Annotated in this window: 26 protein-coding genes; 15 read left to right on the forward strand and 11 right to left on the reverse strand. The window is 64.7% G+C overall.

What is annotated here, in order from left to right:
* Window positions 1-98: 98 nt before the first annotated feature.
* The 4 genes from ABIB80_RS05255 to recQ all read left to right on the forward strand — a co-directional run bounded on the left by ABIB80_RS05255 (window position 99) and on the right by recQ (window position 5,252).
* A complete protein-coding gene (locus ABIB80_RS05255; RefSeq protein WP_354127125.1) occupies window positions 99-1,400 on the forward strand; it encodes an O-acetylhomoserine aminocarboxypropyltransferase/cysteine synthase family protein in 1,302 nt (433 codons plus the stop codon).
* Window positions 1,401-1,412: 12 nt separating this feature from the next.
* Window positions 1,413-2,414 carry a homoserine O-succinyltransferase MetA gene (gene metA / locus ABIB80_RS05260; RefSeq protein ID WP_007599131.1) on the forward strand — a complete coding sequence of 334 codons (1,002 nt, stop codon included), beginning with the start codon at window positions 1,413-1,415 and terminating at the stop codon, window positions 2,412-2,414.
* A gap of 104 nt (window positions 2,415-2,518) precedes the next feature.
* Entirely contained in the window at window positions 2,519-3,262 is a 744-nt protein-coding gene (locus ABIB80_RS05265) for a polysaccharide deacetylase family protein (RefSeq protein WP_088941380.1), read from the forward strand.
* Window positions 3,263-3,386: 124 nt separating this feature from the next.
* The gene (gene recQ / locus ABIB80_RS05270; protein ID WP_035993930.1) at window positions 3,387-5,252 is read left to right on the forward strand and encodes a DNA helicase RecQ; all 1,866 of its coding nucleotides are present in this window, start codon (window positions 3,387-3,389) and stop codon (window positions 5,250-5,252) included.
* 202 nt (window positions 5,253-5,454) lie between these two features.
* Here recQ and ABIB80_RS05275 read toward each other — a convergent pair whose 3' ends face one another.
* On the reverse strand, window positions 5,455-6,468 hold the full coding sequence (locus ABIB80_RS05275) for a 1-aminocyclopropane-1-carboxylate deaminase (protein ID WP_007599136.1): 1,014 nt from the start codon (window positions 6,466-6,468) through the stop codon (window positions 5,455-5,457).
* Window positions 6,469-6,631: 163 nt separating this feature from the next.
* Between ABIB80_RS05275 and ABIB80_RS05280 the strand changes: the two genes are divergently transcribed.
* Window positions 6,632-7,096 carry an Lrp/AsnC family transcriptional regulator gene (locus ABIB80_RS05280; protein WP_007599137.1) on the forward strand — a complete coding sequence of 155 codons (465 nt, stop codon included), beginning with the start codon at window positions 6,632-6,634 and terminating at the stop codon, window positions 7,094-7,096.
* A 6-nt stretch (window positions 7,097-7,102) separates the two neighbouring features.
* On the opposite strand, the gene ABIB80_RS05285 is transcribed toward ABIB80_RS05280, so the two are convergent.
* The 3 genes from ABIB80_RS05285 to ABIB80_RS05295 are packed head-to-tail and all read right to left on the reverse strand — an operon-like array spanning window position 7,103 to window position 10,867.
* Window positions 7,103-8,407 (reverse strand): citrate-proton symporter, encoded by a 1,305-nt coding sequence (locus ABIB80_RS05285; protein ID WP_007599138.1) that lies wholly within the window; start codon window positions 8,405-8,407, stop codon window positions 7,103-7,105.
* Between the two features lie 25 nt (window positions 8,408-8,432).
* Window positions 8,433-9,890, reverse strand: coding sequence for an NAD(P)-binding domain-containing protein (locus ABIB80_RS05290; RefSeq protein ID WP_007599139.1), 1,458 nt, complete (start codon window positions 9,888-9,890; stop codon window positions 8,433-8,435).
* Window positions 9,887-10,867, reverse strand: coding sequence for a LysR family transcriptional regulator (locus tag ABIB80_RS05295; protein WP_007599140.1), 981 nt, complete (start codon window positions 10,865-10,867; stop codon window positions 9,887-9,889). The genes ABIB80_RS05290 and ABIB80_RS05295 overlap by 4 nt, the downstream gene beginning before the upstream one ends.
* Before the next feature lie 86 nt (window positions 10,868-10,953).
* Here ABIB80_RS05295 and ABIB80_RS05300 point away from each other — a divergent pair, with 86 nt between their 5' ends.
* The 5 genes from ABIB80_RS05300 to ABIB80_RS05320 all read left to right on the forward strand — a co-directional run bounded on the left by ABIB80_RS05300 (window position 10,954) and on the right by ABIB80_RS05320 (window position 14,206).
* Window positions 10,954-12,111: a PLP-dependent cysteine synthase family protein gene (locus ABIB80_RS05300; RefSeq protein ID WP_007599141.1), complete on the forward strand. Its 1,158-nt coding sequence runs from the start codon at window positions 10,954-10,956 to the stop codon at window positions 12,109-12,111.
* Window positions 12,108-12,596, forward strand: coding sequence for a CMD domain-containing protein (locus tag ABIB80_RS05305; protein WP_007599142.1), 489 nt, complete (start codon window positions 12,108-12,110; stop codon window positions 12,594-12,596). Before ABIB80_RS05300 ends, ABIB80_RS05305 begins: the two co-directional genes overlap by 4 nt.
* Entirely contained in the window at window positions 12,596-13,183 is a 588-nt protein-coding gene (locus ABIB80_RS05310) for a peroxidase-related enzyme (RefSeq protein WP_007599143.1), read from the forward strand. Before ABIB80_RS05305 ends, ABIB80_RS05310 begins: the two co-directional genes overlap by 1 nt.
* 106 nt (window positions 13,184-13,289) lie before the next feature.
* Window positions 13,290-13,850, forward strand: a complete 561-nt coding sequence (locus tag ABIB80_RS05315; protein ID WP_007599144.1) for a carboxymuconolactone decarboxylase family protein — start codon at window positions 13,290-13,292, stop codon at window positions 13,848-13,850.
* A gap of 110 nt (window positions 13,851-13,960) precedes the next feature.
* Window positions 13,961-14,206 (forward strand): hypothetical protein, encoded by a 246-nt coding sequence (locus tag ABIB80_RS05320; protein WP_007599145.1) that lies wholly within the window; start codon window positions 13,961-13,963, stop codon window positions 14,204-14,206.
* 48 nt (window positions 14,207-14,254) lie between these two features.
* Here ABIB80_RS05320 and ABIB80_RS05325 read toward each other — a convergent pair whose 3' ends face one another.
* On the reverse strand, window positions 14,255-15,190 hold the full coding sequence (locus tag ABIB80_RS05325; RefSeq protein ID WP_007599146.1) for an alpha/beta hydrolase: 936 nt from the start codon (window positions 15,188-15,190) through the stop codon (window positions 14,255-14,257).
* 117 nt (window positions 15,191-15,307) lie between these two features.
* Here ABIB80_RS05325 and ABIB80_RS05330 point away from each other — a divergent pair, with 117 nt between their 5' ends.
* A complete protein-coding gene (locus tag ABIB80_RS05330; protein WP_007599147.1) occupies window positions 15,308-16,195 on the forward strand; it encodes a branched-chain amino acid aminotransferase in 888 nt (295 codons plus the stop codon).
* A gap of 11 nt (window positions 16,196-16,206) precedes the next feature.
* Here the strand turns inward: ABIB80_RS05330 and ABIB80_RS05335 are convergent, their stop codons facing one another.
* The gene (locus ABIB80_RS05335) at window positions 16,207-16,824 is read right to left on the reverse strand and encodes a class I SAM-dependent methyltransferase (RefSeq protein WP_007599148.1); all 618 of its coding nucleotides are present in this window, start codon (window positions 16,822-16,824) and stop codon (window positions 16,207-16,209) included.
* 42 nt (window positions 16,825-16,866) lie between these two features.
* Window positions 16,867-17,463: a polyhydroxyalkanoate synthesis repressor PhaR gene (phaR, locus tag ABIB80_RS05340; RefSeq protein ID WP_007599149.1), complete on the reverse strand. Its 597-nt coding sequence runs from the start codon at window positions 17,461-17,463 to the stop codon at window positions 16,867-16,869.
* Window positions 17,464-17,766: 303 nt separating this feature from the next.
* On the opposite strand from phaR, the gene ABIB80_RS05345 reads away from it, so the two are divergent.
* From ABIB80_RS05345 to yddG, 3 genes are all read left to right on the forward strand, one after another.
* Window positions 17,767-18,945: an acetyl-CoA C-acetyltransferase gene (locus ABIB80_RS05345; RefSeq protein ID WP_007599150.1), complete on the forward strand. Its 1,179-nt coding sequence runs from the start codon at window positions 17,767-17,769 to the stop codon at window positions 18,943-18,945.
* A 240-nt stretch (window positions 18,946-19,185) separates the two neighbouring features.
* On the forward strand, window positions 19,186-19,911 hold the full coding sequence (phbB, locus tag ABIB80_RS05350; protein ID WP_007599151.1) for an acetoacetyl-CoA reductase: 726 nt from the start codon (window positions 19,186-19,188) through the stop codon (window positions 19,909-19,911).
* Window positions 19,912-20,052: 141 nt separating this feature from the next.
* Entirely contained in the window at window positions 20,053-20,922 is an 870-nt protein-coding gene (gene yddG, locus ABIB80_RS05355) for an aromatic amino acid exporter YddG (RefSeq protein WP_007599152.1), read from the forward strand.
* A gap of 8 nt (window positions 20,923-20,930) precedes the next feature.
* Here the strand turns inward: yddG and ABIB80_RS05360 are convergent, their stop codons facing one another.
* From ABIB80_RS05360 to gloB, 3 genes are all read right to left on the reverse strand, one after another.
* A complete protein-coding gene (locus tag ABIB80_RS05360; RefSeq protein ID WP_007599153.1) occupies window positions 20,931-21,614 on the reverse strand; it encodes a flavin reductase family protein in 684 nt (227 codons plus the stop codon).
* 75 nt (window positions 21,615-21,689) lie between these two features.
* Complete coding sequence (locus ABIB80_RS05365; RefSeq protein WP_007599155.1) at window positions 21,690-22,112, reverse strand: cupin domain-containing protein; 423 nt, start codon at window positions 22,110-22,112, stop codon at window positions 21,690-21,692.
* A gap of 37 nt (window positions 22,113-22,149) precedes the next feature.
* On the reverse strand, window positions 22,150-22,917 hold the full coding sequence (gene gloB / locus ABIB80_RS05370; RefSeq protein WP_007599156.1) for a hydroxyacylglutathione hydrolase: 768 nt from the start codon (window positions 22,915-22,917) through the stop codon (window positions 22,150-22,152).
* Between the two features lie 109 nt (window positions 22,918-23,026).
* Between gloB and ABIB80_RS05375 the strand changes: the two genes are divergently transcribed.
* Complete coding sequence (locus ABIB80_RS05375) at window positions 23,027-23,773, forward strand: class I SAM-dependent methyltransferase (protein WP_007599158.1); 747 nt, start codon at window positions 23,027-23,029, stop codon at window positions 23,771-23,773.
* A 72-nt stretch (window positions 23,774-23,845) separates the two neighbouring features.
* On the opposite strand, the gene ABIB80_RS05380 is transcribed toward ABIB80_RS05375, so the two are convergent.
* Window positions 23,846-24,643 carry a DUF4167 domain-containing protein gene (locus tag ABIB80_RS05380; RefSeq protein WP_007599159.1) on the reverse strand — a complete coding sequence of 266 codons (798 nt, stop codon included), beginning with the start codon at window positions 24,641-24,643 and terminating at the stop codon, window positions 23,846-23,848.
* Window positions 24,644-24,901 lie beyond the last annotated feature (258 nt).

The following is a 24,901-nucleotide window of genomic DNA, read 5'->3' on the forward strand; positions in this document are numbered from 1 at the left end:
GTCCGCTTTACCACCCGCCTCTAACAGAGGGACGGCGGACAACGCACATGCCTCATACAGGCCAATAAGTGCGGCCCGCTCCACGCGGAGGTGGCACGATGCGCAATGAGACGATCGCTATTCACGCCGGCTACGAGCCCGAAGCCACCACGCACGCTGTTGCCGTGCCGATCTACCAGACCGCGGCCTACGCCTTCGACAGCGCCGATCACGGCGCGGCGCTCTTCAATCTCGAGACCGAAGGCTATCGCTACAGCCGCATCGCCAATCCGACCAGCGCGGTGCTGGAGAAACGTATCGCCGAGCTCGAGGGCGGCGTCGGCGCGCTTGCGGTCGCGACCGGGCAGGCCGCGCTGCATTTCGCCTTCGTCAACGTCGCCGATCACGGCGGCAACCTCGTTTCCGTGCCGCAGCTCTACGGCACCACGCATACGCTGCTCTCGCACATCCTGCCGCGGCAGGGCATCACCGGCCGCTTCGCCGAGAGCGACAAGCCCGAGGCGATCGAAAAGCTGATCGACGAGAACACCCGCGCCGTGTTCGCCGAAACCATCGGCAATCCCGCCGGCAATGTCTGCGACATCGAGGCACTGGCGAAGATCGCCCATGCCCATGGCGTGCCGCTGATCGTCGACAATACCGTTGCAACCCCCATCCTGCTCAAGCCGTTCGATTACGGCGCCGACATCGCCGTGCATTCGCTGACGAAATTCCTGGGTGGCCATGGTACCACGCTCGGCGGCGCCATCGTCGATTCCGGAAATTTCCCCTGGGCCAAGCACGTCGATCGCTTCCCCGGCTACAACAAGCCGGACGCCTCCTATCACGGCCTCGTCTATGCCGAGCGCTTCGGCAAGACGGCGTACATTGAGCGCGCGCGCAGCATCTATCAGCGCACCATGGGTTCGGTGCTGTCGCCGTTCAACGCCTTCCTGCTGCTCCAGGGCATCGAGACCGTCGCGCTGCGCATGGAGCGCCACTGCGAGAATGCCCGCAAGGTCGCCGAATTCCTGCGCAAGGATCCGCGCGTGGCCTGGGTCAATTACACCGGTTTCCCGGACAGTCCTTATTATCCGCTGGTCCAGAAATATCTCGACGGCAACGCCTCGTCGCTGTTCACCTTCGGCATCAAGGGCGGCATGGAAGCCGGCAAGTCCTTCTACGATGCGTTGAACCTGATCACGCGCCTCGTCAATATCGGCGATGCCAAGTCGCTGGCCTGCCATCCGGCCTCGACGACGCACCGGCAGATGTCTGCCGAGCAGCAGCGGGTCGCCGGCGTTTTGCCGGAAACGATCCGCTTGTCGATCGGCATCGAGCATTGCCAGGACATCATCGAGGACCTCGACCAGGCCCTGGAAAAGGCCTGCCGGTCCGCGCGCCTCCAGGCCGCGGAGTAGGCGGCGGCGCCGATGACGATCCTGATCGACAGGGATCAAGGCATATCGAGCCCGGCGCTGGTGCCGGGGGCGGGCGATCTGGCGCGCGAGCACGGCGACACAGAGCTCACCATCGGATTGATCAACAACATGCCGGATCCGGCGCTGAAGGCGACCGAGCGGCAGTTCATGAAGCTGCTGCAAGCCGCAGCAGGTCCGCGCCGCATCCGCTTTCACTGCTTCTCGCTGCCCTCGGTCAAGCGCTCGCCGGAAGCGAAGTGGCATGTCGATAGCGAATATTCGGAACTCACCGAGCTCAGGCGCCACAGGTTCGACGGCCTGATCGTGACCGGCGCCGAGCCGATCGCGCCCGAGCTCGACCAGGAACCGTACTGGCGCGACCTCACCGAGCTGATCGACTGGGCCAAGGTCAACACGCGCTCGACGATCTGGTCGTGCCTCGCTGCGCACGCCGCGGTGCTGCATCTCGACCGCATCGAACGGCGGCCGCTCGCCGCCAAATGTCACGGCATTTTCGACTGCGAAGCCGTGACCGGCGATCCGCTGACGCGGGCCGCGCCTGCGCCGCTCAAGGTCTCGCATTCGCGCCTGAACGAGATCGCCGAGAGCGACCTCGCGCAGGCCGGCTACCAGGTGCTGACGCGTTCGGCAAAGGCCGGCGTCGACATCTTCGTCCGGCAATATGCCAGCCGCTTCGTGTTCTTCCAGGGCCATCCGGAATATGACGCGCTGTCGCTTCAGCGTGAATATCTGCGCGACATCGGCCGTTATCTCGCGCGTGAGCGCGACAATTATCCGCATTTGCCCGTGAGCTATTTTGACGCTGCGACGGAAGAGAAGCTGGTCCGCTTCGAGAAGCAGGCAAGGCACCAGCGCCACCCCGCGCTCAGCAACGAGCTGCCCGCGCTGAATTTGCGCACCGATATCGCCGCTGGCAGCGCCGCGGCGGCATTGTTCCGGAACTGGCTGCAATATCTCGGCGCGGGGACCGATGCGTCGGTGCTTGCGCGTTAGGTCGGGACGACGAGCTCGACGTTAGGACTAACGAAGTGTGAAGCTTGCCTCGAGCAGCGTACGAATGCTTCAGTGAGGGGCGGGACAGACAGGAAATGCGAGTCGTGTGGTCGGCACTCCAGGGACGCGTGAGCAATCGGCTGGCCCGGCATTTCCGCGCCGCGCCGCATCGGCTGCCCGCGAATGCGCCCATGGTGAGCTTCACCTTCGACGATGCCCCCGATAGCGCCGCAGGCGAGGGCGCCGGGCTTCTGGAGCAGCATGGCGGTCGCGGTACCTTCTATCTCGCCGGCAGCCTGGTCGATCGTCCCTCGGACCACTGGCACGGCCTGTCGAACGACGCCATCGTGCGGCTTCACCGGGCCGGACACGAGATTGCCTGCCACACCTTCTCGCACCAGAGCGCGGTCGGTCTCGACGAGACCGCCATGGCCCGGGAGATCGAGCGAAACCGCAGCCATTTTCGCGGCATTGATTCCTCGATCACGCTGGAAAATTTCGCTTACCCCTATGGCATCGCGTCGGTGTGGCGCAAGCCGCAGCTCGCCAAGACCTTCCGCTCGGCGCGCGGCATCCTTCCCGGAGTCAATCGCGACGTCATCGACCTCCAGTTCCTGCGCGCCTCGCCCCTGGTCGATCGCGAGATCAATACGACGGGTGTCGATCGCTATTTCGACGAGGCGGTCGAGAGCGGCGGATGGCTGATCTTCTACGGTCATGACGTCGCCGACGCGCCGAGCCCATATGGCTGCACGCCGCACCTGATGCGTCACGCGCTGCAGGCCGCCGGGAAGCGCGACATGCCGATCGTGACGGTCGCGGAAGCGCTGCGACGAATCGGCGCGTAAGAAAGTTTTCTTCCCACAAAGGGTGGGGGAAGGCGGCGTCCGGCGGAGCAAACGGTCTTGCCACGCCTGCGCGGTCATGCGACTGGCCTTGGGACGAATCTCACGGCCTCACCCCGACATGCCCATGTCCTCTCCTTCCACCGCTCCGCTGTCCGCGCCGGCTCAGGGCCGCGATGCGTTGTCGGTGCTGCGTTCGGTGTTCGGCCTGCCCGGGTTCCGCGGCGCGCAGGGTGAGATCATCCGGCACGTCACGGACGGCGGCAATTGCCTGGTGTTGATGCCGACCGGCGGCGGCAAGTCGCTGTGCTATCAATTGCCGGCACTGCTGCGCGAAGGCTGCGGTGTCGTGGTGTCGCCCTTGATTGCGCTGATGCGCGATCAGGTCGCCGCCATGCTCGAAGCAGGCGTCAACGCCGCCGCGCTGAACTCGTCGCTGACCCCGCAGGAAGCGTCCGACATCGAGCGGCGCCTGATCGCGGGTGATCTCGACCTGCTCTATGTCGCGCCGGAACGGCTGCTGACGCCGCGCTGCCTGGCGCTGCTGGCGCGGGCGAAGGTGGCGCTGTTCGCTATCGACGAGGCGCATTGCGTCTCGCAATGGGGCCATGATTTCCGCCCCGAATATGTCGGCCTGTCGGTCATCGCCGAGCGTTTTCCCGACGTTCCCCGCATCGCGCTGACCGCGACTGCCGACGAATTGACCCGCAAGGAAATCGTCGAGCGGCTTCACCTTGCAGACAGTCCGCACTTCGTCTCGAGCTTCGATCGTCCCAACATCCGTTACGAGATCGTCGACAAGCGCAACGCGGTGTCGCAGCTCAAGGATTTCATCCGGGAGCGTCACGCGGGAGATGCGGGCGTCGTCTATTGCCTGTCCCGCAAACGGGTCGAGGAGGTCGCCGCCGCGCTCGACGACGCCGGCATTGCCGCGTTGCCTTATCACGCCGGGCTCGACAGCAGCGTGCGCTCGCGCAACCAGGACCGCTTCCTCAACGAGGACGGCATCGTCATCGTCGCGACCATCGCTTTCGGCATGGGCATCGACAAGCCCGACGTGCGCTTCGTCGCGCATCTCGATCTGCCCAAGAGCATCGAGGCCTATTACCAGGAGACAGGGCGCGCCGGCCGTGACGGCAAGCCGTCGGCGGCCTGGATGGCCTACGGTCTCTCGGACATCGTGCAGCAGCGCCGTATGATCGACGAGTCGAGCGGCTCCGACGAATTCAAGCGGGTCTCGATCGGCAAGCTCGATGCGCTTGTTGGCCTGGCCGAAACGCCGCACTGCCGGCGCCGGCGGCTGCTCGCCTATTTCGGCGAGATCGTGATGGGCGAGGGCTGCGGCAATTGCGACAATTGCCTGATGCCGCCGAAAATGCGCGACGGCAAGGTGCTGGCGCAAAAACTGCTATCCTGTGCCTATCGCACCGGGCAGCGCTTCGGCGCGATGCACCTCATCGACGTGCTGATCGGACGGCTCACCGAGAAGGTGACGCAGTTCGGTCACGACAAGCTCACCGTCTTCGGCATCGGACGCGAGCTCAACGAGAAGCAGTGGCGCACGGTGCTGCGGCAGCTCGTGGCGATGGGACATTTGCTGAGTGACAGCGAAGCGTTCGGCGCGCTTAAGCTGACGGATTCGTCGCGCGGCGTGCTGCGGGGCGAAACGGAAGTGTGGCTGCGCGAAGAAGCGCCCGGCGCCCGGATCCGTTCAAGCCGCGCCAAGTCTCGCCGCGGTGATCTTGCGCCTGCGGCCGGCGCGGCGCAGGGCGATGTCGATCCTGAATTGCGCGCGCGGCTACGAGCATGGCGCTCGGAGATTGCCCGCGCACGTGGCGTGCCGGCCTACGTCGTGCTGCACGACGCCACCATCGACGGCATCGTTCGCGCATGGCCGACCACGCTGGACGAGCTGCGCAATGTGCCCGGCATCGGCGACAAGAAGCTCGAGCATTACGGCGACGAGCTGCTGCAGATTGTCAGGACGCGGTAGGGCGCGCCACACCCCCGCCGTCATCCCGGATAAGCGCAGCGAAGCGGAGCGCCCGATCCGGGATCCATAGCCACAGGCCGTAGGAAAAGGCACGCTGAATGCCTCAGCGTGTTTCAACAATTGGCAGTCGGGGTAATGGGTCCTGGCTTTCGCCAGGACGACACTCGTGGGGAGGTGCGCGCCGCCTCACATCACCGACGCGCTAGCCGTTCCGGAACGCATACCCGTAGCCGTTCAGCGCCGGTGCACCGCCGAGATGGGCGTAGAGGATCTTCGCGCCCTTCTCGAAATAGCCCTTCTGCGTAAGGTCGATCAGGCCCTGCATCGACTTGCCCTCGTAGACGGGATCGGTGATCATGGCTTCGAGACGCGCGGTGAGGCGGATCGCCTCCTTGGTCTCTTCCGACGGCACGCCGTAGGCTGGATAAGCGTAATCCTCGATCAGAACGACGTCGTCTGCGACGAGATCCTGGCCGAGTTCGACAAGCTTGGCCGTGTTCTGCGCGATCGAGAGCACCTGCGCCTTGGTCTGCGCCGGGGTGAACGACGCGTCGATGCCGATCACCTTTCGCGCGCGGCCATCGGCGGCGAAGCCGACCAGCATGCCGGCATGGGTGGAGCCGGTGACGGTGCAGACCACGATGTAGTCGAACTTGAAGCCGAGCTCGGCTTCCTGCTTGCGCACTTCTTCGGCGAAGCCGACATAGCCGAGCCCACCGAATTTGTGCACGGAGGCGCCGGCGGGAATCGCGTAGGGCTTGCCGCCCGCCGCCTTCACCTCCTCGATGGCCTCCTCCCAGCTCTTGCGAATGCCGATATCGAAGCCGTCGTCGACCAGGCGCACGTCGGCGCCCATGATGCGCGACAGCATGATGTTGCCGACGCGGTCATAGACGGCGTCCTCGTGCGGCACCCAGGCTTCCTGCACCAGGCGGCACTTCATGCCGATCTTGGCAGCGACCGCCGCGATCATGCGGGTGTGGTTGGACTGCACGCCGCCGATCGAGACCAGCGTGTCGGCGTTCGAGGCGATCGCGTCGGGGATGATGTATTCGAGCTTGCGCAGCTTGTTGCCGCCATAGGCGAGCCCGGAATTGCAGTCCTCGCGCTTGGCGTAGACCTCGACATTGCCGCCGAGATGCTTCGAGAGCCGCTCCAGCTTCTCGATGGGCGTCGGACCAAAGGTCAGCGGATAGCGCGCGAATTTTTCGAGCATCGTCAGGTCATCCCGATTGGCGTTAAATGTCTGCGAAAACACTAACATCGCGCCGCAAAAAGGTGCTTTCAAATATTGCGCGTTTATTGCGCTCGATCTTGCGATAAGGGCGCCAATATGTGCTATTCCTTCCGAATAGACGCTCGCCACGGAAGCTTCTTCCATGTCCGCCCGCCTCGACCGTATCGACCTTAAGATGTTGCGATTGCTGCAAAATAACGGCCGGCTCAGCAATGCCGAGCTGGCCGAAACCGTCGCCATCAGTCCCGCCACCTGTCATCGCCGCACCCAACGCCTGTTCGAGCACGGCTTCATCGCCGCCGTCCGCGCCATGGTCGCGCCGAAGAAGGTGGCAAAGGGCACGCTGGTGATGGTCGGCGTCGTGCTCGACCGTTCGACGCCGGAGAGCTTTGCGATCTTCGAGCAGGCGATCACCAGGCTGAAATTCGTGCTCGACTGCCACCTCGTCGCCGGCGACTTCGACTATTTCCTCAAGATCCGCGTCGGCGACATGGAGGACTTCAACCGTATCCATGGCGAGCAGCTGATCGCGCTGCCCGGCGTGCGCCAGACCCGCACCTTTTTCGTGATGAAGGAAGTCGTCGACAACGCACCGCTGGAGTTTTGAACGGCCTCACAACGCCTGTTCGACGATGCCGTCCGCGACCTGCTCCCGTCCGGCGTCCTCCGGTCGCATCGCGATCACCGCGATCAGCCCGAGGCCGACGCCGATCATCACATAGAAGATCGGCGCCAGCGGGGAGCCGGTGAGCGCGATCAGCCATGTCACGAAGAACTGGGCAAAGCCGCCGAATACCAGCACCGCGACATTGTTGACGATGGCAAGCGCGGTCGAGCGGACGCGGATCGGGAACAGCTCGACCAGCGTGGTGCAGTAGACGCCGAGGAAGAAGGCGCTGAAGAAGCCGATGACGACCTGGGCGACCAGGAGCCTTGCGATCGACGGCTCGGAGATCACCCAGCTATAGAGCGGATACAGCGAGACGAAATAGCCAATGAGCGAGACCAGCAGCAGCGGCCTGCGCGGGTAGCGGTCGGAGACGGCGCCGGCAACGGGAACGACGATCACCATCACGATCGCCGCGATCATCTGAACCAGGAAGCTCTGCATCAGCGGCAGCTTCAGCACCTCCTTGGCGTAGGTCACGGTGTAGCCGAAGGTGACGTAGAACGACACGGCGCTTGCCACCACCATGCCCATGCCGATCAGGAAATTGCGGCCGGGATTCTTCAGCGCGGCGATGAAATCTTCCTTGTGCACCGTCGCCATGCTGCGCCGGGACGCTTCGGGCTCGATGACGCTGGCGCGCATATAAAGCAGGATCGGAACGATCACGAGGCCGACGAAGAAGGGGATACGCCAGGCGCCGGCGGCAAGCTGCTCCTGCGTGAAGGTCAGCGTCAGGGCGGCGCCCAGCACTGCGCCGAGCACGTTGGCCATGAGCTGGCCGGCGATTTGCCACGAGCCATAGAAGCCGGTGCGGCCGGGAGGCGCCGCTTCGATCAGATAGGCGGTCGAAGTACCGAACTCGCCGCCGACCGAAAAGCCCTGTAACAGCCGCGCCAGCAGCACGATCAGGGGTGCCCCAATGCCGGCTGTCGCGTAGGTCGGCGTCAATGCCAACAGCGCGACCGACAGCGCCATGATGCCCATGCCGAGCGTCATCGCCGCCTTCCGCCCCTTGCGATCGCCGAAATAGCCGAGCACGAGGCCGCCGATCGGCCGCATGAAGAAACCGGTGCCGAACAGCGCGGTCGTCAGCAGCAGCGCGTTGATCTCACTGCCTGGAATTTTGGGGTCGACCGGAAAGAACAGGTTCTTGATGACCGGTGTCATCAGCGCGAACACGGTGAAGTCGTACCACTCCATTGCGTTGCCGGCGACCGCGGCCACGATGGCCTTCCTGTTCGTCTGCATCTCTCGCTTGCCTGTCCGGTTGTGCCTATTCGGCGGGTTGATGGGTGGCGTCGGCATCCTGCCATTCGTCGCCGGCGAGTTCCGGCGTTGCGAAGGCCTTGAGGTTGGCGAAATGAATCTCGCGATCCTCGACGAAGAGGCGGCGGACGATGCCGCGCGCGAGCCGGTCGGCGCCCTCGCTGATCGCCGGAATATCGCCGGAAAGTTTCCCGTGGCTCAGCGTCGCCGGATAGTTGAAACAGTGCAGCCGTGCCAGCATCGGGCAGGCGCCTGACTGCTTCTCCAGGAACTGAAAGCTGTCGCCGAGGTCGGGCGAGTTTTCCAGCTCCGCATTGTTCATGCCGTCAGGCGTCGGGAAGCGATCGCTCCAGAAGCGGATATGCGGCGCGAACGCGGCAAGCTCGTCGCGCAACGCGAGGTCGACCTTGAAGCCGGTGCCGAAGATGATGAAGTCGGTCGCATAGCGGCCCTTCGGCGTCGTCACCATGAGATGATCCTCTTTGACGACGAGATCATCGATCGGGCTTGCGAGATGGAAATGCGCCTGCGGATAGGCGGAGACGCGCAGCACGCTCTGCCGCGGCGGCGGCGTCTGCGCTTTCAGCGTGTGATCGAGGAAGCGCCATTTCCAGTCGTCCGTCAGGCCGGCAAAGCCGTGCACGACCCCCTGGCTGCCGATGCCGGTGAATTTGTTGACGCGCGGGATGTCTGCGCGCCGGATGAAGAGATCGAGGCGCGCGGCGCCCGCCTCCAGCGCCATCGCCGCGTTGTCCATCGCGGATGCGCCCGCGCCGACGACGGCCACGCGCCTGCCGCGAATCTTTTCGAAGTCGATCGGGTCGGAGGAATGGGCCCAGAAGCGCCGGTCGATGCCGTCGGCGAGCGGCGGCACGTAAGCGCCGCCGAGGCCGTCGCGCCCCGTCGCCAGGACGACATGCCGCGCGAGAATGTGTCGCGACGTGCCACCTTCGCTGATTTCGAGCGCGAACAATTCATCGGGGCGCGCGTGGATACGCTCAACCGAGACCCCGTTGCGGACGGGCAGGCCCAGCACTTTGCGGTACCATATCAAGTAATCCATCCATACCGTGCGCGGCGCGCGGTCGAGCGCCTGCCAGGCTTGCTCGCCATATTGCGCCTCGTAGAAGGCGCGGAAGGTCAGCGCCGGCATGCCCATCGCGGGGCCGGTCAATTCCTTGGGTGAGCGCAGCGTCCGCATCCGCGCGAACGTGACCCAGGGACCTTCCTCGCCTGCGCACGCGCGGTCGAGCACGAGCTGGTTGTCGACGCCGAGACGCTTGAGCATGGCGGAGGCGACGAGGCCGGCCATGCCGGCACCGACGATGACGACGTCGACGACGCCCTCGCCATCGACGACGCGGCGGGGCACCCATGACTTGGCCGGCAGTTCGAGCCAGGCCAGATCCTGCTTCAGGCGCGCTTCAAGTGCCCCGAGGCCCGCCGCACCAGGTGTCATCGTCATGAGGAAGCTTTCTCGAATTTAGTGGTTTCGTCGCCGGCCTCGGCTAGCGCGGTGGCGCCGCTATGGAGCCTTGCGCCAGGCATCAGCGCGACCGCGGCGCGCAGAGCGCCGTTGAGCGCGGCAACCGTCGGCGTCAGCTCGCGCCCGGTCGGCGCAATCGCGGCGAACAGGAACGAAATGGACACATCCAACGGCCGGGTGACGACGCCTTCAACCGGCAGGCTGGAAGTCAGCACCGGCTCGACCACGGCGATGCCGAGCGTCTGCTTGGCCATGGCAATCGCCGTCAGTGAAGCGTTGGTGTCGATGACCTCAGCGGGCACGACACCTTCACGCTCCAGCGCCTCCTCCACGCGGCGGCGAAGCCGGTAGGGGTTGGCCATCGTCAGCAGCCGGACGCCACTAAGATCCTTCAGGCGAATGACCTTCTTCTTCGCCAGCGGGTGATCCATCGCGAGGCACGCAACGCACGGCACCTCGCAGACCCACTGCACATCGAGTCCGGGATGCTGGATCGGCAGGCTCGCAAGACCGAAATCGACCGACTGCGACAGCACCGATTGAACCACATTCTCGGCCGAGAGCGCCTGCACGTGGATCTGGCTTGGTAGCAACTCGCGTTCGAGCGCTGCGAGCGCAGCCGGGACGAAGCCGGCCGCCAGCGCCGGGATCGCCGCCAGGCTGAGCACGGGAAGCGCACCCGCGCCGATCGCGTTGGCACGCTGGCGGATGTGCTTCAGGCCCATCAGAAGCCGCTCGACCTCAGCATGAAACAGGAGGCCTTTCGGTGTCGGGCTGATGCGCGGGCCATTCCGGGTGAACAGGAGATAGCCGACGTCAGCCTCGAGATCCTGGATCTGACGCGTCGTGACCGGCTGCGAACGGCCGAGCAACCGCGCCGCACCGGTGATGCTGCCGGCCGACATCACGGCGGCGAAGGCCTCGAGAAGGCGAATGTCGATAACGTCCTGGTTCATGGTCTGGTTGTCCGAATTATGCGAATATAGAATGAACAATATTTCTTGATGTGCAATAGGTATTATGGGAAGTTGAGGTCATGTCGATGGAGCCAAACCCCTTTCGCCACCACAATCCGGCCGGACCGGCCTATCGGCGCGGCTGGGTCGATGAGGCCGTGGCGGCGATCGAGGCCGACCAGTGCCGCACGGCCGACACGCATCTGATCCGGCTGATCGTGCCGGCTCTCGCCGGCATCGACATCTATCTGAAGGACGAGTCCACGCATCCGACCGGCAGCCTGAAGCACCGGCTCGCGCGCTCGCTCTTCCTTTACGCGCTCTGCAACGGCCACATCCGCGAAGGCACGCCCGTCGTCGAAGCCTCGTCGGGATCGACCGCGGTGTCGGAAGCCTATTTCGCACAGATGATCGGCGTGCCCTTCTATGCCGTGATGCCGCGCACGACCTCGGCAGAGAAGATCGCCGCGATCGAGCATTACGGCGGCAACTGCCATCTGATCGATGACGGCCGTGCACTCTATGCGGAAGCGGCGGCGCTCGCCGCCCGGCTGAACGGCCACTATATGGACCAGTTCACTTTCGCCGAGCGCGCCACCGACTGGCGCGGCAACAACAACATCGCCGAATCGATCTTTACGCAATTGAAGGGCGAGACGCGTCCGTTGCCGGACTGGATCGTGATGGGGGCGGGCACCGGTGGCACCTCGGCCACGCTCGGACGCTATCTGCGCTATCGCCAGTACCCGACGCGGCTGTGCGTTGCCGATGTCGAGCATTCCGCCTTCTTCGACTGCTTCCGCTCGCAGGACCGCTCCCATGTCTGCGAGCGGCCTTCGCTGATCGAAGGCGTCGGTCGGCCCCGCTGCGAACCCTCCTTCGTGCCGGGCGTCGTCGATCGCATGATGAAGATCCCGGATGTCGCAACGATCGCAGCGATGAACGTGCTGTCGCGCCGGCTGCGCCGGCCAGTTGGCGGCTCGACCGGCACCAATTTCCTGGCGCTCTGCCGCATTGCCTCGGAGATGAGCACCGCCGGCAAAACCGGATCGTTGGTCACGCTGATCTGCGATTCCGGCGAGCGCTACCGGCAGACCTATTATGATCCCACGTGGCTAAAAGCTCGCGGCCTTGATCCGATGCCGATCGAGGCTGCCCTGTCGGCGTTTCTCGATACGGCGCAGCCGCCGGCGCTCGCCGTCGAGGACGTCGCCAATCCACAGAGCTTGCGGAGCAGTGCTTGACCACGCTGATCGAAACCATTGTCGGGGTGCCCGCGGCGTCGCGGCTCGGCCACGCTCTGAACGCCCGCACCGAGATTTTGCGCCTCAGCGAAGCAGCCCATGACGCGGTGCTGCTGCCGCGCGAGCCCGGCGGTCTGAGCCACGGCTTGCGGGCGGCACTCGCGGCGCGGATGTGCCGGCATGTCGGCGACGAGGCGCTGACCGCGCACTACGACTCCTATCTGGCGCATTCGAGCGATCTTGACTTCGCCGTGCTCGCCCGGCCCGGCGGTGTGTGTGGCGATCCCCTGCACGATGCCATGGCCCGCCACGCCGATCTGCTGACGCTTTCGCCGCGCGAGTCGACGCGACAGGACATCGCGGCGCTGAAGGCGGCCGGCGTCAGCGAGGCCGATATCGTGCGGCTGTCCGAGCTTGGCGCCTTCGTGAACTACCAGCTGCGGGTCCTTGCCGGCCTCAGGCTCCTGAAAGAGATCGAAGCCTGATGAGCGAGGTCGTCCACAACTTCACTACCACGATCCCGACCTGGTCGCCTTATGTCACGCCGGTCGAGCTCGCCTCGGCGACGCCCGAGCAGCTCGCGGCGATGAAGGTCACCCCCTCCAACAAGGGCGTCTCGCCTTACGTGCTGACGCTGGCGCATGACCCGGAGTCGCTCGCGGTGCGCTCGCCGCTGTTCAACCTCATTATGTATGGCAAGGACGGACTGTCCCCGGCGGAGCGCGAGCTCGGCGCGCTGAGTGCCTCGGTCGTCAACCGCTGCATCTATTGCGCCGCCGTGCACGCCTCACGCTTCATCAATTACTCCGGGCGCAAAGAGGTCGTCGAGGAGATCTTTACCGACGAGCGCGATTCCACGCTGGAGGCACGCGAGCAGGCCCTGTTCAATTTCGCTACAAAACTCTCGACGACTCCGATCGAAGCGAGCGCAGACGATGCGCGCGCACTTGGCGAGGCCGGGCTCAGCGAGCTTGAGCAGCTCGACCTGGTGCTGTCGGCCGCGATCTTCGGCTGGGCCAACCGGCTGATGCATACGCTGGGCGAGCCGCTGGTGCGGCCGGAGGCATCGTAACCGACGCCATCGGGTCGCTCGCCCCGAACCGAATGTCACGGCAACTTCACTTGCCTTGCGCGTGCGTGCGGGCGAGTTTCGCGGCTTCTCAACGAGGAGACCTGCCGTGCGCCTTCCCATTCTCGATCCGAAAGACCTGAGTGCCGAACAGAAGCCGCTCTACGACGACATGCGAGCCGGCATCAAGGACCACTTCAAGGGCTTTGTGAACATGCGCGACGATGGCGCGCTGCTCGGGCCCTGGAATCCATGGATCCGCGAGCCGCGGTTCGGCAAGCCGGTGTGGGAGCTGGTCAAGGCGATCGCGGCGAACCCGCTGCTGCCGGCGCCGGTGCGTGAGGTCGCGATCCTCGTCACCGGCTCGCATTTCCGCTCCGGCTACGAGCTCTATGCGCATGTGCTGGTCGCCGAGCAGCGCGGCCTCTCCGACGAGAAGCTCGCGACCATCGTCGCCGGACAGCGGCCGGTCGATCTCACCAAGCAGGAGGCGGTCGCCTACGATGTGGCGTCCGCATTGGTCAGCGGCGGCGTGCTGCCGGAACTGACTTATCGGGCCGCCGTCAAGGAATTCGGCGAGCACGGCGCGGCCGAACTGTCCTATCTCGTCGGCATTTACTGCATGGTGTCGGTGACGCTCAACACGTTCGACGTGCCGGTGCCAGACTGACCACGCTGGCCCAACTGCTGGACTGGACGGAGGCGTCACGGTACCCTGCCGCCGCCATGGCGACGCATCGCCGGTCACGATCGAAGTGCAATGAAGAGGGAACGACAGCCATGGACACGTCACGCCGCATCCTGCTCGCCGGACTGGCGGGACTCGCCGTTGCGCCGACCGCCGCAGGAGCCGCGTCCTCGGCCGCGTCCGACGACGTGACGGTCGCCGAAGAGCGCTTTGCGCGCATGATCGCGGCTGCGCATGCGCCCGACGTCACCTGCGCGCGACAGGCCGAGCGTTATGCGGATGCGCATTGGCCAAACTACGTCGCGGCGGCGCGTTCCGTCATCGAGGCGAGAGCGTGAGGCATTCTCTTTCCTCTTCCGTTGCGGGAGACGGCAACACGAGGTGCTTCACGTCCCCACCGCCCGCCTGACCTGCTCACCGATCTGCGACAGCACGAGCTGCGCCTGCGGCAGGATTGCGCCCATGGCGTGGAAATTGTGGACCATGCCCTCGTGGCAGACGTGCTCGACCGTGACGCCCGCAGCGAGCAGCTTGCGGGCATAGGCATTGCCCTCGTCGCGCATCGGGTCGAACTCGGCGGTGTGGATAATGGCGGTCGGCAGGCCCGCAAGCCGTGTCGCGCGCAAGGGCGAGATGCGCGGATCGGCAGCATCAAGGTCCTCGGGCAGATAATCGGCGAGATCGGCTTCGATCGTGACGCGGTCGATCAGGTGCCCCTCGGCGAACGCCTGCCGCGACGGCGAGGCCTCCTCGAAATCCAGCACCGGGCAGATCAGGCATTGCGCGACGATGGAAAGGCCAGCTGTCTGCGCCGCCTCCTGACACACGATCGCGGCGAGCGTTGCACCGGCGGAATCGCCGCCGAGCACCAGACGTCCGGCGTCGATGCCGAGCGATGCGGCCTCGCGCGCCACCCATTCGGTGGCAGCAACCGCATCGTCCACGGCGGCGGGGAATTTGTGCTCGGGCGCCAGCCGGTAATCGACCGAGACGAGGCGGCAGCCGGTCGCATGTGCCAGCGCCGCCGCGATGCGGTCATGCGTGGCGATGCTGCCGGCAACGAGCCCGCCGCCGTGAAAGAACACGAAGCCGGGCGCGCGATCATCGGCGCCTGCCGGTGAATAGAGGCGATAGGGCAGCGCGCCGCCGGGACCAGGCAGCATGCCGTCGGACGTCGTCACGTCAGGCGCATCGGCGCGCGCAAACTGCATCAGCTTTGCCAATGATTGCCGCCGTGCCTCCACGCTGGGCCGGCTCCGTGCCTGCGGCGCAGCCGCAGCCATCATGGTCAACAAACGCTTTGCGAGCGGATCGAGCGGCATGGTGCTTCCTTTCCCCGTCCGGGAGGGTAACTCACCATTTTCCCGCAGGGAATCATTTAGAAATTGCGCCCAATAGTGGCGCTATAATGCGGCACCACGCCAAGGGAGAGGCCGGTCATGGCCGAGATCAAAAAGCCCATTGCATATTCGCCAAGCTGGACCTTCTTCGAGGGCAAATGGCATGACGGCAATGTGCCGATCATGGGTCCGCGCACGCATGCGGCCTGGCTCGGCTCGGTCGTGTTCGACGGCGCGCGGGTGTTCGAAGGCGTCGCGCCCGATCTCGACCGCCACGTTGCCCGCGCCAATCAGTCCGCCATCAACTTTGGGCTGAAGCCGGTGGTCGATACCGGAACCTGGATGACACTCGCAAATGAGGGCATCGCGCGCTTCGCGCCGAATGCCGAGCTCTACGTCCGTCCGATGTATTGGGCGCAGAACGGCTCGGGCGGCGGCGTGCTGTTCGATCCCGAGACCACTGATTGGTGCCTATGCATCTACGAGGCGCCAATGCCGAAACCCGTCGGCAATGCGATCACGCTGTCGCCGTTCCGCAGGCCCACCGCCGAGTGCGCGCCGGTCGAGGCCAAGGCCGCCTGTCTCTATCCGAACAATTCGCGCGCGCTTGCCGAGGCCGCCTCGCGCGGCTTCCAGAACGCGCTGATGCTCGACATGCTCGGCAACGTCGCGGAGTTCGGCAATTCCAACGTGTTCATGGCCAAGGACGGCGTGGTCTACACACCGGCGCCGAACGGCACTTTTCTCAACGGCGTCACCCGCCAGCGCGTCATCAGCCTGCTTCGCGCCGACGGCGTCACCGTGGTCGAGAAGACGCTGCGCTATGCCGACTTCCTCGCCGCCGACGAGATCTTTTCCACCGGCAATTTCGCAAAAGTCGCGCCGGTGATCCGCATTGACGATCGCGAGCTGCAGCCGGGCCCGCTCTACATTCGCGCGCGCAAGCTCTATTGGGACTTTGCCCATGCCGTGAAGCTGGCGGCTTGAATAGCACTGTCCTAGCTGCGTCGCTTGAACCGGCTGAACTGAAACGCCTGCATCGAATTCCACGGCGTCTGGTGCGCCTCGTTGCGCGTTTCGACGAGCTCGAATCCCGGCCCGAGCTCCGCCGCAAGACTCGCGCTGTCATGACGCTGCACCGGCAGGCCGCTGCATTTCTCGGGGCCGTCGAGTGCAAACGTCGCAATGATGACGTGGCCGCCGGGCGCAACCGCCGACCGCAGCCGCTCGATGTATGCGGTCCTGTCGCGGGAGTCGGTCAGGAAGTGAAACGCCGCCCGATCGTGCCATAGATCGTAGGTCTTTGCCGGGCGCCATGTCGTGGCGTCGGCAACGATCCAGTCGACCGTCGAAGCGGCTGCGCCGATCCGCTTCTTTGCAGCGTCAAGCGCATTGGCAGAGAGATCCAGCACGGCGACGTCGCGATATCCGTCCAGCAGGAGAGCATCGACAAGTCGCGATGCGCCGCCGCCGATGTCGAGGAGGGCGGCCGCGCGGTCCGGATTGGCCGCCCGGATCATTGCAAGCGAAGTCGCCGGACTGTTCTGAAACCAGCTGACCTCGGCTTCGCCCCTGGTGGCGTAAACATTGTCCCAATGGGTGCTTCGGTCGGACATGCGCGTCCTCCGGCTTGCCGGGAGCCGGCGCAGAGGGACGATCTACTCGTCCTTCTTCGACATCCGCTCGAGGCGTTCCTGCATGTCCTTCATCTGCTGGCGCAGATCGTCGATGTTGCTGTCCTTCGGCGCTTCGGCAGTCGCCTCGGGGGCCGGCTCCGCGGAGCCCGCGGGGCGGGCTGCGCCGGGCGCGAAAGGCTTGAACATCGAGAAGGTCTGCTGGAACAGCTCCATGTTGCGGCGGACCTGTTCCTCCAGCGGCGCAAACGGGGTTCCGGACAGGGAGGTGGCGATCTGTTTGCGGAACTTCTCCTGCTCCTGCGTCAGCGACGCGATGGCCTGCTCCAGATATTTCGGCACCACCATCTGCATGCTGTCGCCGTAGAAGCGGATCAGCTGGCGCAGGAAGGTGGTCGGGAGCAGGTTCTGGCCGGCCTTGTTCTCCTGTTCGAAGATGATCTGGGCAAGCACGGAGCGGGTGATGTCGTCGCCGGTCTTGGCGTCGTAGACCAGGAAATCTTCGCCGTCCTTGACCATGGAGGCGAGGTCTTCCAGCGTCACGTAAGTGCTCGTTCCGGTGTTATAGAGCCGGCGGTTCGCGTATTTCTTGATGGTGGTGGGTTGGTCTGATTTCGCCATGGGCTCTCACTTGCAAGCGCGGAGAACGGGAACCTGTCGGGCTATGCCGCAGGGCGGGAAGAGTACGCAACGCAACAAAATAAGCATTTTCAAAGGGGTCACGCTACCGTTTTGTGCGCCACGGTTAATCGGGCAGCAAAAACGTGCTTGCGAAAGCGCCAAGAACGCTATTTTGAATGCGCTGCGGGATGAATTCGGCCGCCGGCCGATTGACATGCCTCAACGACGTTAACAGGATGCCGTCCGAGACTGGCGAGCCGTTTCCCCAGCCCCCTCTGCCCCCATTCAACCCAGGAGATGCCCATGTCAGACGATGTCGTCATCGTCAGCGCCGCCCGCACCCCGGTCGGAAGCTTCAACGGAGCGTTCGCAACCCTTCCCGCCCATGATCTCGGGGCCATCGCCATCAAGGCCGCGCTGGAGCGCGGCGGCATCGAGCCCGGCCGGGTCTCCGAAGTCATCATGGGCCAGATCCTGACCGCCGCCCAAGGCCAGAACCCGGCTCGCCAGGCTTCGATCAATGCCGGCATTCCGGTCGAGAGCCCGGCCTGGGGCGTCAACCAGCTCTGCGGTTCGGGCCTGCGCACTGTTGCGCTCGGCTATCAGGCGCTGCTCAACGGCGATTCCGAGATCGTGGTGGCCGGCGGCCAGGAATCCATGAGCATGGCTCCGCACGCCCAGTATCTGCGCGGCGGCGTCAAGATGGGCGCGGTCGAATTCATCGACACCATGATCAAGGACGGCCTGTGGGACGCCTTCAACGGCTATCACATGGGCAACACCGCCGAGAACGTCGCGCGGCAGTGGCAGATCACCCGCGCCCAGCAGGACGAGTTCGCGGTCGCCTCGCAGCAGAAGGCCGAGGCCGCGCAGAAGGCCGGTAGATTCAACGACGAAATCGTTCCCGTCACCATCAAGGGACGCAAGGGCGATGTCGTCGTCAGCGCCGACGAATATCCGCGCCATGGCGCAACGGTCGACGCGATGGCGAAGCTCCGTCCCGCCTTCGAGAAGGACGGCACGGTCACCGCGGGTTCGGCCTCCGGCATCAATGACGGCGCCGCCGTCGTGGTGCTGATGACCGCCAAACAGGCCGCCAAGGAAGGCAAGACGCCGCTCGCGCGCATCGTGTCCTGGGCGCAGGCGGGCGTCGATCCGAAGATCATGGGCTCGGGCCCGATCCCGGCCTCGCGCGCCGCGCTGAAGAAGGCCGGCTGGAACGTCGGCGATCTCGACCTGATCGAAGCCAATGAAGCCTTCGCGGCGCAGGCTTGTGCCGTCAACAAGGATCTCGGCTGGGATACCTCGAAGGTCAATGTCAACGGCGGCGCGATCGCGATCGGCCATCCGGTCGGTGCCTCCGGCGCCCGCGTGCTGGTGACGCTGCTCCACGAAATGCAGAAGCGGGATTCGAAGAAGGGCCTCGCCACGCTGTGCATCGGCGGCGGCATGGGCATCGCGATGTGTGTGGCGCGCGACTGAGATAGTTGGTGCGTCATTTGCGCGTGCGTTGCACACGTGACTGAGTGCGTTGCACGCGATTAAAAAAGCAGCGGTTGCAAATCAAATATTCTTCGCAACCGTACAAGCCTCGACTAAAGAGAAACGCCCGGCTCGATGCCGGGCGTTTTGTTCTTGATGTCCGTCAAACCAACCGCATAATCCACCGTTAAAAACGATCACACAGAAACGTCCGAAGAGTCCAAGGGAAGGAAATACGATATGGCACGTGTTGCATTGGTGACGGGTGGTACGCGGGGCATCGGAGCTGCCATCGGCAAGGCGCTGAAGGCGGCCGGCTACAAGGTTGCGGCGAGCTATGCCGGCAACGACGCGGCGGCGGAGAAGTTCAAGGCCGAGACCGGCATCGCCGTCTACAAATGGGACGTCAGCAGTTTCGATGCCTGCGCCGAGGGCGTGAAGAAGGTCGAGGCCGAGGTTGGCCCAATCGACGTGCTCGTCAACAATGCCGGCATTACCAAGGACGGCGCCTTCCACAAGATGAGCCTCGAGCAATGGAACGCCGTGATCGGCACCAATCTCGGCTCGCTGTTCAACATGTCGCGCCAGGTCATCGAGGGCATGCGTGGACGCAAGTTCGGCCGCATCATCAACATCTCCTCGATCAACGGGCAGAAGGGTCAGTTCGGTCAGGTGAACTATTCGGCGGCGAAGGCGGGCGAGATCGGCTTCACCAAGGCGCTGGCGATCGAGAACGCCAAGGGCGGTATCACCGTGAATGCGATCTGCCCCGGCTACATCAACACCGAGATGGTGCAGGCGGTGCCGAAGGACGTGCTGGAAAAGGCCATCTTGCCGCTGATCCCGATCGGCCGTCTCGGTGAGCCCGAGGAAATCGCGCGCGCGGTCGTGTTCCTTGCCGCCGACGAGGCCGGCGCCATCACCGGCTCGACGCTGACCGTCAACGGCGGCCAATACATGGTGTGATGCGCAGGCATCACGTTCGATCATATCGGTAACTTCGGCATGCCCGGGCTTGTCCCGGGCATCCACGGCCTTACAACATCCGTCGCCACGAAAGAACGTGGATGGCCGGGACAAGCCCGCCATGACGAGAGTATGTGGCCGATGACTCCCCGCACTGCGACGCTGATCGGATTGACCGCGATCCTGATGTGGTCGTTACTGTCGGTGATGACGGTGGCGACCGGAAAGATCCCGGCGTTCCAGCTGGCCGCGATGACGTTCGCGATCGGCGGTCTCGTCGGCCTGCTCACCTGGATCGGCCGCGGCTCGGCGGCCAAAAGCCTGCGTCAGCCGCTGGCCGTGTGGATCGTCGGTGTCGGCGGACTGTTTGGCTATCACGCGCTTTATTTCCTCGCGCTGCGCTTCGCGCCGCCGGCTGAAGCCGGCTTGCTGAATTATCTGTGGCCGCTTCTGATCGTGCTGTTCTCGTCGTTTCTGCCGGGCGAGCGGCTGGCCGTGCATCACGTCGTCGGCGCCGTGCTCGGTCTCGTCGGCACCGTGCTGCTGTTCGCCGGGAACACCTCGGGCTTCACGCAGGGACAATTGCCGGGTCTGGCCGCGGCCTTCATCGCAGCCTTCGTGTGGGCGATCTATTCGGTGTTGTCGCGGCGATTGAAGGCGGTGCCGACCGATGCGGTCGCGGGATTCTGCCTCGCCACGGCGTTGCTTGCCGCGCTGATGCATGGCCTGCTTGAAGCCACGGTATGGCCGGACACGACGCTGCAATGGCTCTCCGTCATCGCGCTCGGCATCGGTCCGGTCGGTGCTGCGTTCTACGCCTGGGACATCGGCATGAAGCGCGGCGACATCCGCGTGCTCGGCGCCGCATCCTACGCGACGCCGCTACTCTCGACTGGCTTCCTCATCGCCGCTGGCTTTGCGAAGGCGAGCGCCAACATCGCCATCGCCGCGATCCTGATCGCCGGCGGCGGCTTGATCGCGGCCAAGGACATGGTGTCGAGGAAACGGTGAGGGCGCCGCTAAAGCGCCGGCTGCCAACCCGGCGGCCGATACATCGCCTCCGGAATCTGTCCGAGTTCGGAGCGCTGCAAGCGTTGCGGCGTCAGGCCGTAGAATTCCTGAAAACTGAGAATCAGCGGCCGCCATTTGTCCGGATCGATGCGGTTGCTTGCACCGTCCATCATGATGTTGGGATGCGCATGCACGCGGGTGATGCGGACCTCGATCGCAGCGAGATTGCCGCGCCAAACCGCGTCGTCTTGTGCCATCTCATGGACATGGGCGACCTTGGCTTCCATCTGCACGGGACACTCGGCCGCACGCGGTGCGGCGACTGTTTCGCCCGGCAGCACGGTTAGTCCGCCACGACCGAACTTGTCCTTCTCGTGCCGATAGCCGCGATAGAGTTTGCCGGGCGGCACCGGATCCGATCCTGTGGTCCGTGCGAGGCGATCGACCACGGCGACGAGATCGGCGGACGGCAGATTGAGCACGCATTCGCCGGTGCGAATCATGTTCTCGGTGGTCTTGGAATTCCGGGCCAGTCCCAGCATGCAGCGCCACCCGACCCACCATGCCGACGACATCGGCGCGAGATTGGAAGTGCCGTCTTCATTGGTTGAGCCGATGAGGACGACGGGCGTGCCGAAATACAAAATGGCCGGGTCGATCTGGACGGCGGTGGGGCCGAGTGTTCCGTGCATCGTGCGCTCCTGTTCGCTGGAAGCGCTGTCCTAAGGCGTGACGCGAACCGAACCCACCCGATTCCAGATTAAGATTCAGGGCTCCCATCCCTTCGGCGCGAGCTCGAATTTTGCGAACTCGAAGGCCGGCGCCACGGTGCAGCCGACCAGGGTCCACTCGCCGGTGGTCTCCGCCGTCTGCCACGCATCCGCCGGCACGATCGCCTGTGGCCGCTCGCCGTTCAACAGGTCCGTACCGAGCCGTACCTCGTGCTGGGAGCAGCCGTCATGGGCGATACGCAGCGTCAGCGGGCTGCCGGCGTAATAGTGCCAGCTTTCGACAGCATCGATGCGATGCCAGTGCGAACGCTCGCCGCGCGCCAGCAGGAAATAGATCAGGGTCGAACGTGACCGGCCGTTGGCGTCCGTGGTCTGGTCGCGAAACGTCTCGCGGTAATGCCCGCCCTCGGGATGCGGGCGGAGTTCGAGGCGCGCGATGATCTCGGCTGCGGTCGGCATCGATTCCCGTCAGGGTTTGATCGTCAGGATTTGTTCTTCAAGATTTATTCTTGCGCTCGCGCAGCTCGCCGAACACCGCGGTGGCATCCGCGCCCTTCATGTGCAGCCTGGCTGCGACCGATGGTTCGTCGGCGCGCAGGAACACGTTTGTGCGCTTCTCGTCACCAAGTAGCGAGGGAATGGTCGGCTTGTTCTCGGCCCGCAGCTTCGCCACCTCCGCCGCGCGCGCCTGCAGCGCCGCATTGTCGGGATCGACGGTCAGCGCGAACTTGACGTTGGAAGCCGTGTATTCATGGCCGCAATAGAGCTTGAAGTCGTCGGGCAGGGCGCGCAGCTTCAGAAGCGAATCCCACATCATCGGATAGGTGCCCTCGAACACGCGGCCGCAGCCGATCGAGAACAGCGTGTCGGCGGCGAACAGCGCTTTCTCGGTGTCGAACACGTAGGAGATGTGGTCGAGCGTGTGGCCCGGCGTCTCCAATACGCGCCCCAGCAAGCTGCCGACCTTGACGATTTCGGCATTGGCGACGCGCAGGTCGACGTCTGCGATTTTGGTCGTCTTGTCATGCGGCGCGACGACGCGGCAATTGTATTTCTGCTTGAGTTCGGCGACCCCGCCGACATGATCGCCATGATGATGGGTGATCAGGATATCGGTGAGCTGCCAACCCTCGCGCTCGAGCGCCCTCACGATGGGGCCGGCCTCCGGCGCGTCGATCGACGCCGTCGCCTTGGTTTCCACATCATGGATCAGATAACCGAAATTGTCGTTTAAACAGGTGAAAGTACGAATTTCGGCGGCCATGTCATCTCCGATCGCGCTCAGCTCCGTCAGACAAATATGGCGTTAACGTTGCGCAGGCAATGCAATATTCCGCGCGCGGGGGCCACCTCGTGCATGTTACATTGCGATCATGACCATTGATGTCGTCGACCTCCGCGAGTTCTACTCCCGTCGCCTCGGGATTGTGGCGCGGCAAATGATCAATCGCGGCATTCGGGAGCGCTGGCCGCGCGTCGACGGCCAGCGGGTGCTCGGCTTCGGCTATCCCACGCCCTATCTCGGGTTGTTCCGCGAGGATGCGGAGCGCTGCATCGCCTTCATGCCGTCGGCCCAGGGCGTCCTGAAATGGCCGACGGGACGGCCGGCGCTCGCCTCGCTGGTGGATGAGTTCTCGCTGCCGCTTCCCGACGCCGCGGTGGATCGCATCCTGCTGGTCCACGCACTGGAAATGTCGGACGATCCGGCCGCGCTGCTGCGCGAGGCGTGGCGCGTGCTGTCGCCGTCCGGTCGTGTGATTGCGGTCATCCCGAACCGGCGCGGGGTCTGGACCCGCACCGACAGCACGCCGTTCGGTCACGGTCGGCCCTATTCGCGCTCGCAGATCACCGACCTGTTGCGCCAGACCTGGTTCACGCCGACCGCCTGGGGCGAGGCGCTGTTCATGCCGCCTTATGCCGGCGGCTGGGTGCTGAAATCCGCACAGATGTGGGAGCGGGCCGGCGCGGCGCTGTCGCTGCCTTTCGCCGGCGTGCACATCGTCGAGGCGACCAAGCAGGTCTACCGCGCGATCCCCGCCAAGCGCGAGCGGGCGCGACTGATTCCCTCGCTGGCGAAGCCGGTGCTGGTGCCGTCCTCGACGACGGCGACGCGCGGCTAAAAACAATCGTCCCGGACATGCCGGGACGATTCAGGTCAGGGTATCTGGCGCAAGATAACGTGTGAATGCGGCTTACTCGCCGGGAGCCACTTCGTCGCTCGAGGCGGCCGGAGCGGCTTCGCGCTCGGGGCGCGGGCCATTCGGGCGGCGGCGCCGCCGCGGAAAGCGCTCGCCACCACCACCACCCTCGAACCCGGCCTGACCGGGCGCGCCACCGCTCACCTGCGGCTGCGGGCCGGTGATGAAGGAGGGCAGACGATCGACGCTGACGGCGTCGGCGACGACGGGCTGGGGCTGGTTCAGCGGCAGCGGTTGCGGCTGTGGCTGATATTGCGGCTGCGGACGATGGTCGCGTTCGCGATGCTCGCGCGGCTGCTGGTTGTCGCGCTGATAGTGGTTGTCGCGGGGCTGATGATCACGCGGTTGATGATCGCGCTGGCCGTCGCGGTCGCGTGTGAAGGGCTGCGGTGGCGGCTGCGGGACAAAACCCGGCTCCTGGCCGAAGTTCGAGAAATTCTCGCCGTCGTCCTCGCCGTCGTCGCCGCTGCTGTTGCTGATGGGCTCGTCGCCGCGCGGCTGCTGGTTCTGCCGGAACTGCTCCTGAGCCGTCGCGATCAGGCGAAAATAATGCTCGGCATGCTGGTAGTAGTTCTCGGCCGCAACGGGGTCTCCGGAGGAGCGCGCGTCGCGCGCAAGCTGGAGATACTTTTCAGCAATATGCGAAGCCGTGCCGCGGATCTTGATGTCGGGTCCGTTGGACTCGTAGACCCGGGTCATCGGGTTCTGGCCGCGCCGGTTATTATTGTTGTTATTGTTATTATTATTGTTGTTGCGGTTGCGCATCCGCTGCTTGTTCTGACCGTTTCTCATGTCCTGCCTTTAATTCCAGCCCTAAAGGTTGCACGCATTACTGATTGCCGAGAGTGACCTGATGACAGCGGTTCACATCGCTTGCGCGCAACCGCACGCAAGAGCGGATTGATCCCTGCCGATGTTCGTCGACCGTCGCGTTCAACAAAAGACGCGTTCCCCACCGCCAGCATCCATCGCCAGCGAACCCATTCATATCGCCTGCCGAAACAAGCCCTGCTTTGTTGCGTAAGTCTTCAAGCGCAATATCAGGCTTTC

This window comes from Bradyrhizobium sp. i1.15.2, from assembly GCF_040548425.1.
Taxonomy (GTDB): domain Bacteria; phylum Pseudomonadota; class Alphaproteobacteria; order Rhizobiales; family Xanthobacteraceae; genus Bradyrhizobium; species Bradyrhizobium canariense.